Source organism: Chitinophaga sp., assembly GCF_039596135.1.
Taxonomy (GTDB): domain Bacteria; phylum Bacteroidota; class Bacteroidia; order Chitinophagales; family Chitinophagaceae; genus Chitinophaga.
Genome location: NZ_JBCNKH010000030.1, coordinates 25,058 through 38,812 on the forward strand (window position 1 = coordinate 25,058; position 13,755 = coordinate 38,812).

The window sequence follows — 13,755 nt, forward strand, 5'->3', positions numbered from 1 at the left end:
AATTAAGCTTTTTTCGCTTTCCCTAACCCTACCTTAAACTTATCTGGCGTACCTGTCACTTTAATATTCATAAACCGGACAGTCTTGTTCTTATCCCTATACTCAATCGCATCTTCCTGGTCCGGATCCACCTCTTCTTTCTTCCTGCCAAATAAGCCCTGCCATCCGGCACTCGTCACAATCTTCATCGGCACCCTCAGGTAATATTCCATATTAAAATCCAACCCCTGCTTACCTGATATTTCTATAAACCCAAGGGATGAGTTGATATTCATTTTCGGAATATCCAGTACTCCATTCTTCAGGGTCAGCTTATTCTTCAACGTATCAAAGTTAATCTTGTTCAGGTTCTTGTCTTTAAAATAACTCGCCATCGCCTGCATTGGACTAAAGTTCACCAGGCTACCATTCCTGATATCCACATCCAGCGTAGCCTCCGAGTCTTCTAGCCGGGGTGTCAGATCCGGATGCATCAGCACACGGCACCTTACCTGACCAAACAATCTTCCCTTCACATTCTTATTAATCACATAATCCTGTCCAAAGTAGTCCAGCTTCAACATCATCTTCTCGATATTCACATCATTGAAACGGGTCCTGCTCCTGAACATAATCTTAGCCGGATCAGATCCGTCAAAATGGCCCCTCATCCCGATTGTGCCCTCTGCAATATTCATTCCCAGGGTGTCAATATACAGATGGTGATTACTCTGCATCCGCATCTTTGTCGTAAAGTTCTTTATCCACAAATGATGGTACTTCACCTTTCCTACTTCCGCATTCACTGTAATATCTGTAAACGGTACATTGAAAATGTTAAACGCACTCTTATGTATAGAATCCGTTACCGTATTTCTTACAGCCGTAGGCGCTACCAGCGGCTTATCGTCTTCCTCCTCCACACCAGAGAACTTGTAATTCGTCAGCTGATCCACATCCAGTTTCTGAGATTTGAATGTGAAGAAATTCGGCTTCTTTCGCTGTGTGGTATCCTTTCCTAAAAACAGTCTGCCACTGATGTCAAAGTCACTGTTACCAATCTTTCCTGTCAGCGTATCTACACGCACAAAACGGTTATTACCATACATGATCGTACCATTGATCTTCTCCAGTTCAATCGGATGTACTTTCAATGATCCGGATATATTCGCAATGTGCAGTTTCGCAAATTTAAAGATAGAATCGTACCTCATATCACACTTGGCACGCAGCCAGATATTGCTGCCTACTTCATGCTGATAATCTTTTGGTATATATGTTTTGCTGATCTTTCCCAACAGGTCATTCATAGCCAGATGCTGTGACTTCAGGTCAAATGCAACCTGTGTTTTTCCCCTTTTTACATTCTCAAACCACAACTGGTAGTTAATCACTCTCGCACTCAGCTTCAGGTCCGTACTATCAATTAATCCACCAAAATTACGCATCAGCAACGCGGTATCATTGATGGATACTTCTGTACCAAAATCATGAAAAGCATGCGGATAATATTTAAATGCGGCATTCAGTTTCTCCATCCTGAAAGTACCTTTCGGCAATGGAGACGGGTGCAGTAACTGGTTCACTGAAGTTTCCAGCGACAGGGCGATGTTAAACCCATTGATCTCTTCTTTTGCCTTTCCTGCTTTAGCTGAATCAAATGCCAGCACATCGCTCATCAGCACCTTATTACTATGCACATTCAGTGTTACCTTTACCGGCTGCTGGTGCTTATGGAACACCGCAGGCAGGTCACTCAGGGAACCACTCAGCATCACATCAGATTGTCCTACCCGCAGGGCAAGACTATCCAGGGTCACCATTCCATTCTTCATGTTCGCATGCAGGTTCATATTGCGTACCATATGCGGATACCCAGGAATCCGGAAGGTCAGGTTGCTTACGGTCAGTTCACTCTGGATACCTTCTTTCAGTTTACCCAGCGAAGCTTCCGGCAGCTGCATATCTACCAGCTCCTTGAAGTTCATGTTCAGGCTGATGTGCCCTGTTACCTTCTGCAGGTCTTTAATACCCAGGAAGGCGCCGATGAATTCCAGTTCCAGTTCTGAATTTACCTGCATCACAATCTTTGGATCGGTGAAGTCACGCATTACAAAGTTGCCTTTGAACACACCTTTATCAGGCAGTGCACTCATATTCAGAATGTGCAGCTCAGAGGTCCTGAGCGAATGCTCCGCACCGTTGGTATAATATCCTTTAAAACTCAGACTGTCTACTTTCTTATTGGCGTCGGGGTTCAGGAAGTAAGCATTCTCACAACCGAAGTTCACTGAGATAAAAGGCATCTGGCCATCACCCAGTTTTCCCTTCATCATACCTTTGAAAGAAATCCGGCCATCGTATTTAAAATGATTCAGCTGTTCGGTCACGCTCGCCGGTGCGAAAGACAATAACAGGTTGATATCCGGCTTGTCTCCTTCCAGCTTTACGTCTACCAGGTTACCATTAGACATATCCAGGGAACCGGTCACATTAAAGCGTGCCTGCTCCAGCTTTAGTTTGCCCACAGGCAGATTCAGCAACTGCTTTTTGCTGTCATAAGTGAGCTTCAGGTCAGTCTCAATATTTTTATGCCGGAACAGCACAGTATCTGATGGAGTGGTATAATCTATTATCTGTTTACCTTCCATAGCTGCATCGATCAGATCGCCATCCATTTTGAATGCCGTTTTGATCTTATCAATATGCGTAGCCACATGCGACCCCATTACCTTGTCGGTATACGAGATATCCAGGTTTCTCAGGATGATCTTCTTAATATCCAGCTGCATAGGCGCCGATTCACCACCGGTGGCAGTAGCAGGATCAGATTTGATGCGATTGGCTTCCACGATATCGATCGTACCGTTTTTCTCTTTTACAAGGTGCAGGTAACCATTTTTCACGGCCAACACCTTTACATTGTATTGCTGGCGGATAATATCCGGCAGACTAAATCCTACAAACAACTTTTCTACCTGGTACAAAGGTTTGCCTGTATGCTGCTTATCGGCATAAAATGTTACATTCTGCAGTCCAATAGATACGTAAGGAAAGTTTTCAAATGGGGCAATATTGCTGCCGCCCACTACGAGGTCACCCGGCAACTGCTTATTCAGCTCCTTCAGTGCCATTTGTGTCAATCGTTCCTGCTGAGTGTACAGAATAAGAGAGGCGATCCCTAATAATGCCAGCATAGACCCTAATACGATATACAGGATACGAAAAATACGTTTCCGTGTCTTCATCTTCTTCTAAATGATGTAGGTTGAGACTTATATAATTTCGCAAAATTAACCAGAACCATATAAAATAAAAATATTTTATATGTATATAAGACGCCTGCCAGGGTCCTGAACCCCTATTAGTTACCGAATCAGTAAAAAGTACCATAATACCCCCTTATTTCACCATCACATACCTGCAAATTCCGGTAATTTTGTACAATTAATTACAATCGCACAATGGCTCGCGCTACAATACCGGTCTACGATGTATGCACCATAGACAAAAACGGGCAACCCCTGCAGCTCATGGTAGAAGACTTCGCCGGTTACCTCGACAAACACTACCAGGCAAGGCACCATCCTCACCGTCATGCCTTCTATCACCTGGTGATGTTCACCAAAGGTAGCGGATCCCACACCATAGACTTTGTCAGATTCGATGTGCAGCCCTTCCAGATCTATTTCATGACACCAGGCCAGGTACACAGCTGGGACTTTACAAGCCGTACCGACGGATATATTGTTCATTTCGCCGCCGACTTCTTCCGTTCCTTCCTGCTCAATCCAAATTACCTGGACCAGTTCAGTTTCTTCAGTGGCAACAGCCAGCTATCCGTTTGCCAGTTGCCGGGATATATTCATGCTGAAGTAACCGAACTGTTCGAAAAACTGCTGCGGGAAGCTAACCAGCATCCCCTGCTCAATATGGATATGATCTGCCTGCGGCTGCTGGAGCTCTTTGTCACCGTAGAGCGACATACCACCAGACCGGGAACCACTACCCTGACAGGACATACTTCCATGCAGCTCCGCAACTTCCAACAGCTGATCAATCAATACTTTCGTACCAAAAGGCTGCCTAAAGACTATGCCACGCTGCTGTACATAACGCCCAACCATCTCAATGCATTGTGCAGGGAGCTGCTGGGCAAAACAGCCGGCGATGTCATTCGCGACAGAATCCTTCTGGAAGCTAAACGCCTGCTAACCAATGCAGACATGAGCATACTGGAAATCGCCTATGACCTCAACTTTAAAGACAACTCATACTTCACCCGTTTCTTCAGAAATTACGAGGGAATTACTCCCGAAGAATTCAGAAAGAAATTCATTACTCAATAATATGTGTGCAGAAAAAATCGAAAAACGGCCCAACTTCCTCCTTGGTATCTTAAAAAACAGGTGCCCTGCCTGCCGGACAGGGAAACTCTTCAAGACAGATAATGCATATGATCTGAAGCACTTTACAGAAATGAACGAAAAATGCCCTGTATGTGGAGAAGATCTGCAAAGGGAAATCGGTTTCTATTTTGGTACCGGTTATGTAAGCTATGCCCTCACCGTAGCCATCAGTGTGGCCACCTTTGTTGCCTGGTGGGTACTCCTGGGTTTCTCACTCTATGATAACAGAATTTTCTGGTGGATTGGTGTCAATGCCGTGCTGCTGATCCTGCTTCAGCCACCTATCATGCGTATATCCAGAACTATCTGGCTGGCATTCTTTGTCAGGTATAACCCTGCATTGAAAACAGGACACTATCACCACTAACGTGGTTCAGGTCCTTAGGTCAGCTCAGAATATCGAAACAATAAATATAAGGTGAAGATCGTTTATTATTTAAATACAGGCAGCGGGTGTACGAATCCCGCTGCCTTGTCATCTCTGGGGTTTGTTCAATAAAATCTATGGCCTCGTGAATATTTTTGATTAGTATATCGTCATTGTTGTAGCCTTTCGGCGTATTTCGTTTTCACATTTCCCTTTCGACATCACAAAAGTAGTACCTGTTCTCCCTGAAAAAAATCCCGGAAAACAGGGGTTTTCTTACCTGATCATATTAAAAACAATCTAAATCCAATAATCTCAACCAATTAGCTATATTTATAAAATATTTTATATATTTCCATCCGGATGGGAACATTATTTACTTACAGGCGGGTACTAAGCATACTCATTATCATGCTGTTAATTGCCAACAGCGTATTTATCACCAGCTGCTCCAGGTCCAAACCGACCTACCTGGATAGCCTTCAGAGTGCTATCCGTCGGGTACCCGACGAAGCATCCAGGGTAGAATTATTCCTCCGGCTTGCAAAAAAATTGCAGACCACCGACAGCGCTTTAGCCTTCTCTTACATACAACAGGCACTTAAACTGGAAGAAAAACGGGACAACAAGCTCGGAATCGCCAGTGCTCATCTTGCCCTGGGCGAATGGTACCGCACGTACCACGACCCCCAGGAAGCGGAAAAGTACCTGATCCTGGCCAAAGAGGCCCTCAAAAAGGACACTGCCAGGGAAAGCCGCAAGCTCATGGCCATGACACGGATCAATCTCGCCATGGTCATGGGCGACAAAGGCTATACCCAACTCCAGGTAGAAGAATTCCTGAAAGCCATCCCCATACTCGAACAACTCAATGAACCCAAAATACTGGGTGCCACCTACCAGAGCCTGGGTGACATCTTCTTTAATAAGGCCCAATACAAAACTGCCACTACTTATTATAATAAGAGCCTGGATACCTACGCCGACGCTGCGGCATTTACAGAAGATATCATCAGCCGCCACCTGAACCTGTCCAGCTGTATGTTTTACCTGGATAGTCTGGCGCAGATGCAACAACACCTTACAGACGCCCGGCAAAAACTGGATTCCATGCCTGGTGACTCTTCCATCCTCTGGGCTTCCTGGTTCGACTACCAGGGGCAGCTGGATCAGAAACACCAGATGTATGTTCATGCTACCACCATGTTCAACAGTGGATTGTCCATTGCCCGTCGCTACCAGGACAATCCCACCATCTGTCAGAACCTCTACTCCCTGGCCAAACTCCATAACCGCCTTGGCCAGTACGATATAGCCATGTCTTTCATGAATGAATATACCACACTGGCCTCCTCCCTCAGGGATTACCCCCTGCATATGCCGGCGCTGGACCTCATGGCCGATATCGCTTACAAACAAAGTAATGCTGATCAGGGCTACCGGTTCCTGAGAGAATATATCACCCTTTCCGATAGTATGCAGGAGCAGGAAGTAACTGCCAAACTGCATGAACTGGAAACCCAGTTCCAGACTTCCGAAAAGGAAAGACGCATTCTGCAACTGCAACATGAAAACGAAAGACAGGAATTTGCCCTGCAAAAAAACAGGTTGTTAATTTCCCTGATGATCGTAATAATGATCTCGCTCCTGGTGGTAGCTGGCTTGAGTTATCTCTTCTACCGCAATGGCCGCAAACTCCTTGCACAACAGGAACAACTGCACCAGTTCGAAGTAGACCGCATCCGCCAGGAACACCACATCTCCCTGTTGAGCGCCATGCTCGAAGGCCAGGAACAGGAACGAACCCGCCTGGCCCGGGATCTCCACGATGGATTGGGGGGATTATTATCTGGTATCAAACTTGAGCTATCTACTATTCCTACCATAGATGATATTGAGATCAAGCATACCAAGGTAAACAATACGCTCCAGCGACTGGACGGTGCCATGGATGAACTGCGCCGCATAGCCCGCAGCATGATGCCTGAAATCCTGATCAAATATGGGCTGGGCGAAGCAACCGTAGAATACTGCCGTGGACTCAAAAAGACCGGCGTTAATAATATCGTATGCCAGGTATACAATTTCCATACAGATAGTATGAAACATACCCGCCAGGTAGTACTGTACAGAATTATGCAGGAACTGGTGAACAATGCCATCAAACATGCCAATGCCTCCCAGATCCTCGTACTCCTCCAGCAAACCGGCAACACTATCTTCCTCACAATAGAAGATGATGGCGCAGGCTTTGATACCACGCAGGGAAATAAACTAAAAGGCGCCGGCCTCGCCAATATCCAGGCCCGTGTAGACTTCCTCGGTGGAAAAATGGAAATTCAATCAGAAATAGGAACAGGAACCACCATCACAATCGAATGTGCAACAAGCGAAAAAAATGATGCATGATAAAGGTTATAGTTGTCGAAGACCACCCCATTATGGTGGAAGGACTGAAGAACATACTGCGTACTGACCTGACCATTGATGTAATCGGGGATTATGGCAATGGAAAAAGCGTACTACAGGCCCTGGAAGAAAAGGTTCATCCGGATGTCATCCTCATGGATGTAAACCTTCCGGATGTAAGTGGTATAAACCTGACCACTGAAATCAAAAAGAAATACGAGGATATCAAGATCATCGCCCTCAGCGTGCACGATGAGCAACCTGTAATTCACAGCATGCTCCAGAACGGGGCCAGTGGATATGTGTTGAAAAATGCGCTGGGCAATGAAATCATTAAAGCCATCAATACCGTGATGGATGGAGAAGAATACCTTTGTACCAGCACCCGCGAAGCACTGAAAAGCGCCGACCAGGACCTGCTCAAAGCCATTCCCCGTATTACCCGCCGTGAAAAGGAAATTCTCCAGCTCATAGGCAAGGGCCTCACCACTATTCAGATAGCAGAACAATTATTTATCAGTACCCATACAGTAGAAAGCCATCGTAAGAACCTGATGGAAAAATTTGGTGTGAACAATACGACTTCGGTTGTAAAACTCGCTGCTGAATACAAATTATTGTAATTGGGAATATACCTGCAGCTTCGCTGTATCTGTCACGGCTATGCTCTTGCCGGATACAGCGATGGCCTGCTCCTGTATCAGTTCACTCATCACCCTGAATGCCGTTTCATACGTCGTACCTATGTAAGAAGCCAGGTCCTGCCTGCTTAGTATCAGGTCTATATTTCCCTCTGCATCCTGCCCAAACTTCTCTGATAATAATAACAAGGCATAGGCAATTCTCCCCTTTACCGGCATATTCACCAGGTTCCGCATCTTCTGTTCCGATTCCTGCAACTCAGCGGCATAAAAGAGCATCATGGCATAAAGGAATTCATGGTTGACTTTCAGTGTGGTCTGGAAAAAATCAATGGGAATAAAACAAACTTCCACAGCTTCCAGGGCGGTAGCCGATACGGGGTAAAACTGGGTCATGCCTACCCCACGGTGACCTACAATGTCTCCCTTGCGGGCAAAACGGACAATCAGTTCCTTCTCTTCCCCCCAGTGCTTATGCACCTTTACAGAACCACTATACAAAAAGTAAATGCCCTGCACAGGTTCGCCCTCCTTAAATAATAATCCGCCTTTTTTGATAGTATAGGTTTGTTTGTGTGCCTTAATAGCCGGTTTCCATTCGGGAACACAAAGCCGGCATATCATGCAGGTGGCAATATCGCAACCTGATTTATCTTTCTTCATCATTCTTCTTTTTAATCATCGCCTGCACTTCGGCAGCGATATTACGCAAACGTACTACTTCTCCAACTACTATCACAGCAGGATTTGCCAATCCTTCATGTTGTGCTTTATAATAGATATCCTTTACTGTACCCACTACCATTTTGTCCCTGCCTGTAGTAGCTTCCTGGATAATAGCCACCGGCAGATCCCGCTTACCATATTTGGAAAAGATCTCCATGATTGCTTCCAACCGGCTCATGGCCATTAATATAATAACAGTAGCAGTAGAACGTGCCGCCAATTCAATATCTCCTGATATATCGCCGGTCAGTGTGGTTCCGGTCGTTACCCAGAAGCTTTCTGTTACCCCCCTGCTGGTCAGTGGAATCATCTGTGACTCCGCCGCTGCCAGGGCACTTGAAATACCCGGAATCACCTGCACCGGTATACCCGCTGCATTAGCTGCCGCAATCTCCTCCCCTGCACGACCAAATACAAAAGGATCTCCCCCCTTTAGTCTTACCACATGCCCATGACTGAAGGCATACTCTACTATCAGGTGGTTGATCTCCTGCTGAGACAAAGAATGGCACCCATACCGTTTACCTACAAACTTCAGCACCGCTCCCGGCTTGGCATAACTCAGCAATGCCTCGTTTACCAACGCATCATATAATATTACATCTGCCTGTTTTAAAACATTTACTGCCTTTAGCGTAATCAGTTCCGGATCGCCCGGACCAGCACCTACCAGGGATAAATATGCCATACCTCCAATATATTAAAAATAAAATTATGTGATACAAATCATCCAAACTACTATAAAATTACATTCATTCTTTGTAATTTCATGATGCAAGTCATACAAAAAGGAAGAATTTTAGAGTCAAGCCAAAGAAAAGCTATCATATTAACTATTTCGTAATAAATAACCTTCTGCTTCTTATCAACCATGAAAATAGTAATCATTGGCAATGGAATGGTGAGCTACAAGTTTTGTGAGAAAATAATCTCAAAGACACACTCAACACCACTACAGATCACAATATTTGGCGAAGAGCCACGCCCGGCTTACGACCGTGTGCACCTGAGCGAATTTTTCGCTGGCAAAACTGCGGATGACCTCCTCCTCGCCCCCTCCTCCTGGTATAGCGAAAACAATATTCGCCTGCACCTCGGAGACCCTGTTCAAAATATTGACCGCGAAAATAAGACCGTTCACTCCTACAAAGGTATCAACGAATCTTATGATTATCTCATATTCGCCACAGGTTCAGCTGCTTTTGTTCCTCCCATTCCCGGTGTAGACAAAAAAGGCGTATTCATTTACCGCACCATCGAAGACCTGGAACTGATGCGCGACTATGCCCCCAAAGCTAAGCGTGGCGTAGTAATAGGTGGTGGCCTGCTGGGCCTGGAAGCGGCCAAAGCCCTCCTGGACCTCGGTATTCCCGATACCCACGTTGTCGAATTTGCACCCCGGCTCATGCCCCGCCAGATCGATGACGCCGGCTCCCGCATTCTTCAATCCAAACTCAACCAGCTGGGACTGGAAATTCATACCAATAAAAACACCTCTGTTATATTAGGCGACGATACCATCACCGGTTTGCAATTTGCCGACGACTCCATCCTCGAGGCAGACATGCTTGTGATCTCTGCAGGCATCAAACCCAGGGATGAACTCGCAAAATTGTGCGGACTGGACACAGGTCACAGAGGTGGCATCGTAGTCGGCGACCAGTTGCAGACCACCGATCCCGCCATCTTTGCCATCGGTGAATGTGCATTATATAATGGTATGGTCTACGGCCTCGTAGCCCCCGGCTATGAAATGGCAGAAGTTGTGGCCTCCAACCTTACCGGCGGCGATAAGACCTTCACCGGCTACGACATGAGCACCAAGCTCAAACTCATCGGCGTAGATGTAGCCAGCTTCGGCGATCCTTTCTCCGGCCGTCCCATTGTATATGAAGACACCATGAAAGGCATCTACAAACGCATCAATGTCTCTGACGATGGTAAGACCCTCATTGGCGGTATCCTCGTAGGTGAAGCAGAAGCCTACAACATGCTGCTGCAGACCGCCAAAAACAAGGTAGTACTGCCACCTAATCCGGAAGATGTACTTCTCGGTGCCCGCGGCGGCAGTGCAGAAGCAGGTGCCGGCGTATTGGGACTGCCGGACGAAGCCATTATCTGTAGCTGTGAGAGTGTAACAAAAGCCACCATCTGCCAGGCTGTAGAAGCAGGTAATGAAACACTGAATGATGTAAAAAAATGTACCAAAGCCGGTACCTGCTGTGGAGGTTGTGTACCAATGGTCAAAGACCTCATTACCTCTACTATGAAGGCCCAGGGCAAATACATCCGCAATGTGCTCTGTGAACATTTTAACTACTCCCGCCAGGAATTATACGATCTGATCAAAGTAAATGAACTCTATACTTTCGACGAAGTCCTGGACACTTACGGTCACGGCGATGGCTGCGAAACCTGCAAACCCGCAGTCGCCTCCATCCTGGCCAGCCTCTGGAACGAACTTATTCTCGACAAAGGCAATGACACCGTACAGGATTCAAACGACCGCTTCCTCGCCAATATCCAGAAAGGTGGTACCTACTCTGTAGTACCCCGCATCCCTGGTGGCGAAATCACTCCTTCTAAATTACTGGTCATCGCAGAGGTGGCACTCAAATACAATCTCTACACCAAAATCACCGGTGGTCAACGTATAGACCTGTTCGGAGCTCACCTCAGCGATCTGCCTTCCATCTGGGAAGAATTGATCGCTGCGGGCTTCGAAAGCGGCCATGCCTACGGTAAAGCACTGCGTACTGTGAAAAGCTGTGTAGGCTCTACCTGGTGCCGCTTTGGTTTGCACGACAGTGTAAGCTTTGCTATCCAGATAGAAGAACGCTATCGTGGGTTGCGCGCCCCACATAAAATTAAGTCTGCCGTATCCGGGTGTATCCGTGAATGTGCAGAGGCACAAAGCAAAGACTTCGGCATCATCGCTACCGAAAAAGGCTGGAACCTCTATGTAGGTGGCAACGGTGGTTCCAAACCACAGCACGCCATCCTGCTCGCTTCGGACCTGGACAGCGAAACCTGCATCCGCTACATCGACCGCTTCCTCATGTTTTATATCAAAACTGCCGATCCCCTTACCCGTACGGCTACATGGCTCAATAAGCTGGATGGTGGCATCACCTACCTCCGCAATGTAGTGGTAAACGATAGCCTGGGTATCGCGGGCCAACTGGAAGCAGAAATGCAATCCCTCGTAGACAGGTACAAATGCGAATGGAAAGAAGTGGTTGACAATCCGGAGCTGCGCAAGCGATTCAATCACTTCGTAAACGCCCCCGGCGAAAAAGATCCTACCGTAAAATTCGATAATCTCAGAGAACAAAAAAAAGCTGCCGAATGGAAATAACTACCGACACCCAGAAAGATTGGGTACTTGCCTGCCATACCACCGACGTGCCAGCCAACGGTGGGGTATGTGTAAAACTGGGTGATGAACAGATTGCCCTGTTCCACTTTGCCCGCAGAAACGAATGGTATGCCACTCAGAACCTTTGCCCGCACCGCCAGCAAATGGCCCTGAGCCGTGGCATGACCGGCACACAGGAAGGAGAGCCCAAAGTGGCCTGCCCTTTCCATAAAAAGACATTCTCACTGAAAGACGGCCGCTGCCTCACAGACGAACATGAGTGCAGCATCACGACTTATCCCGTGAAAGTGGTAGAAAATAAAGTGTATATAGGAGTATATAATCCGGTGGCGATCTTGTAAATTACGATTGTACCTGTCATGTACTGAATAATAACAGTGAAACAATCGTCATTAACACCACTCAACCAAAATTTATGAAGCTACTGTTCCGTGCCGGAGCAATCTCCATTTTACTGAGCGCTATCTCCTATCTCCATGCAGATGCGCAGTTTACCATAGGGGCACAATTAAGAACCCGTACCGAGTATCGGGATGGACAAGGGGCACCGCTACCAAAGGGATCAAACCCTGCCGTATTTACATCGCAGCGTACACGCCTCATGGCAGGCTTTTCCGGTTACCGCTTCAAACTGGGCGCTACTATCCAGGATGTAAGAGTATGGGGACAGGATGTATCGCTGATCAACAGAACCACCACCCAGGACCTGAATGGCCTGATGGTACACGAAGCCTGGGCAGAAGTAATGTTGCTCGACACCGTTTATAAAAACAAAACCCTGAACCTAAAGGTCGGCAGACAGGAAATTGCCTACGACGATATGCGGTTACTGGGTAACCTGGACTGGCTGCAACAAGGTCGTCGCCACGATGCAGCTATCCTGAAGTATGAAACAGGCCCTTTCCAGTTACACCTGGGCGGCGGCTTCAATCAGAACAAGGAAAATACCACAGGCACGATCTATAACGAAACACCTCCAGGCAACTATACAGCTACCACCAATGCTGGTACCATGTACAAAGCCATGGAATTCCTCTATGCCGGCAAGAAATTTCAGAAGGGTAATGTATCATTCCTCTTCTTCGCTGACCAGTTCTCTAAGTATCACATCGATACTGTGGCCGGTGTAGCGACTAAAACATACGAACAGGCTACCTACACCCGCATGACCACCGGGCTGTTTTATACCAACACGTTCAATAAGTGGACGGTAACAGCCTCTGGTTATTACCAGTTTGGTAAAGGTGCTACTGGCCTGAAGCTGAATGCAGCTACCCTGAATGGTAACTTCATGTACCAGGTATCCAAACCATTCAGCGCCGGTGCCGGTGTAGACTTTGCCACAGGTGGTACATCGTCGGATGGCAAGACCAGCAATGCGTTTGACTTCCTGTACGGTACCCCACATAAATACTGGGGCTATATGGACTACTTCTATGTAGGTAGCCCGTTTGGCAACAGGGGCTTACAGGACTACTATGTCAAAACGAAATTCAAACCAAATACCAAATGGACACTCACGGGCGATATTCATGAATTCCTCGCCAGCAGTGAGATTCCGGGGTATGACACCCGCCGTTTTGGGGAAGAGCTGGACATCGTAGCCAACCTTGCCCTCACGAAGGTAATCAGCTTCGAAGGTGGTTATAGCCACTTCTGGAGCACCAATGCATTAACATCCGCAGGCGTTAAAAATGTCGCAAACGCAAAAAGCAATAGTAACTGGGCTTACTTAATGATCATCATCAAACCGGATTTTATTTTCAAGTAAAGGATTAAGATTCACCGTTCGCCAGCCATAGCAGAAAGCATACTTCCTGCTAAACGGCACCGCCATGCCATTAC

Annotated in this window: 10 protein-coding genes; 7 read left to right on the plus strand and 3 right to left on the minus strand. The window is 46.8% G+C overall.

Translation table 11 applies throughout. The annotated features are described in order from the left end of the window. Positions 1-2: 2 nt before the first annotated feature. Entirely contained in the window at positions 3-3,227 is a 3,225-nt protein-coding gene (locus ABDW16_RS17825) for an AsmA-like C-terminal region-containing protein (protein ID WP_343671583.1), read from the minus strand. A 216-nt stretch (positions 3,228-3,443) separates the two neighbouring features. Between ABDW16_RS17825 and ABDW16_RS17830 the strand changes: the two genes are divergently transcribed. The 4 genes from ABDW16_RS17830 to ABDW16_RS17845 all read left to right on the plus strand — a co-directional run bounded on the left by ABDW16_RS17830 (position 3,444) and on the right by ABDW16_RS17845 (position 7,787). Then, positions 3,444-4,328 carry a helix-turn-helix transcriptional regulator gene (locus ABDW16_RS17830; RefSeq protein ID WP_343671585.1) on the plus strand — a complete coding sequence of 295 codons (885 nt, stop codon included), beginning with the start codon at positions 3,444-3,446 and terminating at the stop codon, positions 4,326-4,328. 1 nt (position 4,329) lies between these two features. Next, positions 4,330-4,755: a DUF983 domain-containing protein gene (locus tag ABDW16_RS17835; protein WP_343671587.1), complete on the plus strand. Its 426-nt coding sequence runs from the start codon at positions 4,330-4,332 to the stop codon at positions 4,753-4,755. A 363-nt stretch (positions 4,756-5,118) separates the two neighbouring features. Further along, the gene (locus tag ABDW16_RS17840; RefSeq protein WP_343671589.1) at positions 5,119-7,164 is read left to right on the plus strand and encodes an ATP-binding protein; all 2,046 of its coding nucleotides are present in this window, start codon (positions 5,119-5,121) and stop codon (positions 7,162-7,164) included. Beyond that, positions 7,161-7,787, plus strand: a complete 627-nt coding sequence (locus tag ABDW16_RS17845) for a response regulator transcription factor (protein ID WP_343671591.1) — start codon at positions 7,161-7,163, stop codon at positions 7,785-7,787. The genes ABDW16_RS17840 and ABDW16_RS17845 overlap by 4 nt, the downstream gene beginning before the upstream one ends. On the opposite strand, the gene ABDW16_RS17850 is transcribed toward ABDW16_RS17845, so the two are convergent. Both ABDW16_RS17850 and cobA read right to left on the minus strand, forming a co-directional pair. Next, positions 7,779-8,471, minus strand: a complete 693-nt coding sequence (locus ABDW16_RS17850) for a Crp/Fnr family transcriptional regulator (RefSeq protein WP_343671593.1) — start codon at positions 8,469-8,471, stop codon at positions 7,779-7,781. The two genes, ABDW16_RS17845 and ABDW16_RS17850, sit on opposite strands and share 9 nt — an antisense overlap. Then, positions 8,455-9,219, minus strand: a complete 765-nt coding sequence (gene cobA, locus ABDW16_RS17855) for a uroporphyrinogen-III C-methyltransferase (RefSeq protein ID WP_343671595.1) — start codon at positions 9,217-9,219, stop codon at positions 8,455-8,457. The genes ABDW16_RS17850 and cobA overlap by 17 nt, the downstream gene beginning before the upstream one ends. A 183-nt stretch (positions 9,220-9,402) precedes the next feature. On the opposite strand from cobA, the gene nirB reads away from it, so the two are divergent. The 3 genes from nirB (at position 9,403) to ABDW16_RS17870 (ending at position 13,681) form a co-directional block, all read left to right on the plus strand. Next, positions 9,403-11,889, plus strand: coding sequence for a nitrite reductase large subunit NirB (nirB, locus tag ABDW16_RS17860; RefSeq protein ID WP_343671596.1), 2,487 nt, complete (start codon positions 9,403-9,405; stop codon positions 11,887-11,889). Continuing rightward, a complete protein-coding gene (gene nirD, locus ABDW16_RS17865; RefSeq protein WP_343671597.1) occupies positions 11,880-12,251 on the plus strand; it encodes a nitrite reductase small subunit NirD in 372 nt (123 codons plus the stop codon). The genes nirB and nirD overlap by 10 nt, the downstream gene beginning before the upstream one ends. Before the next feature lie 74 nt (positions 12,252-12,325). Then, positions 12,326-13,681, plus strand: a complete 1,356-nt coding sequence (locus ABDW16_RS17870) for an alginate export family protein (RefSeq protein ID WP_343671598.1) — start codon at positions 12,326-12,328, stop codon at positions 13,679-13,681. Positions 13,682-13,755: the final 74 nt, after the last annotated feature.

Excerpts from the sequence above, each read along its gene's own strand:
- ABDW16_RS17825 (WP_343671583.1), bottom strand. The coding sequence starts at position 3,227 with ATGAAGACACGGAAACGTATTTTTCGTATCCTGTATATCGTATTAGGG.
- ABDW16_RS17830 (WP_343671585.1), top strand. The coding sequence starts at position 3,444 with ATGGCTCGCGCTACAATACCGGTCTACGATGTATGCACCATAGACAAA.
- ABDW16_RS17835 (WP_343671587.1), top strand. The coding sequence starts at position 4,330 with ATGTGTGCAGAAAAAATCGAAAAACGGCCCAACTTCCTCCTTGGTATC.
- ABDW16_RS17840 (WP_343671589.1), top strand. The coding sequence starts at position 5,119 with ATGGGAACATTATTTACTTACAGGCGGGTACTAAGCATACTCATTATC.
- ABDW16_RS17845 (WP_343671591.1), top strand. The coding sequence starts at position 7,161 with ATGATAAAGGTTATAGTTGTCGAAGACCACCCCATTATGGTGGAAGGA.
- ABDW16_RS17850 (WP_343671593.1), bottom strand. The coding sequence starts at position 8,471 with ATGATGAAGAAAGATAAATCAGGTTGCGATATTGCCACCTGCATGATA.
- cobA (WP_343671595.1), bottom strand. The coding sequence starts at position 9,219 with ATGGCATATTTATCCCTGGTAGGTGCTGGTCCGGGCGATCCGGAACTG.
- nirB (WP_343671596.1), top strand. The coding sequence starts at position 9,403 with ATGAAAATAGTAATCATTGGCAATGGAATGGTGAGCTACAAGTTTTGT.
- nirD (WP_343671597.1), top strand. The coding sequence starts at position 11,880 with ATGGAAATAACTACCGACACCCAGAAAGATTGGGTACTTGCCTGCCAT.
- ABDW16_RS17870 (WP_343671598.1), top strand. The coding sequence starts at position 12,326 with ATGAAGCTACTGTTCCGTGCCGGAGCAATCTCCATTTTACTGAGCGCT.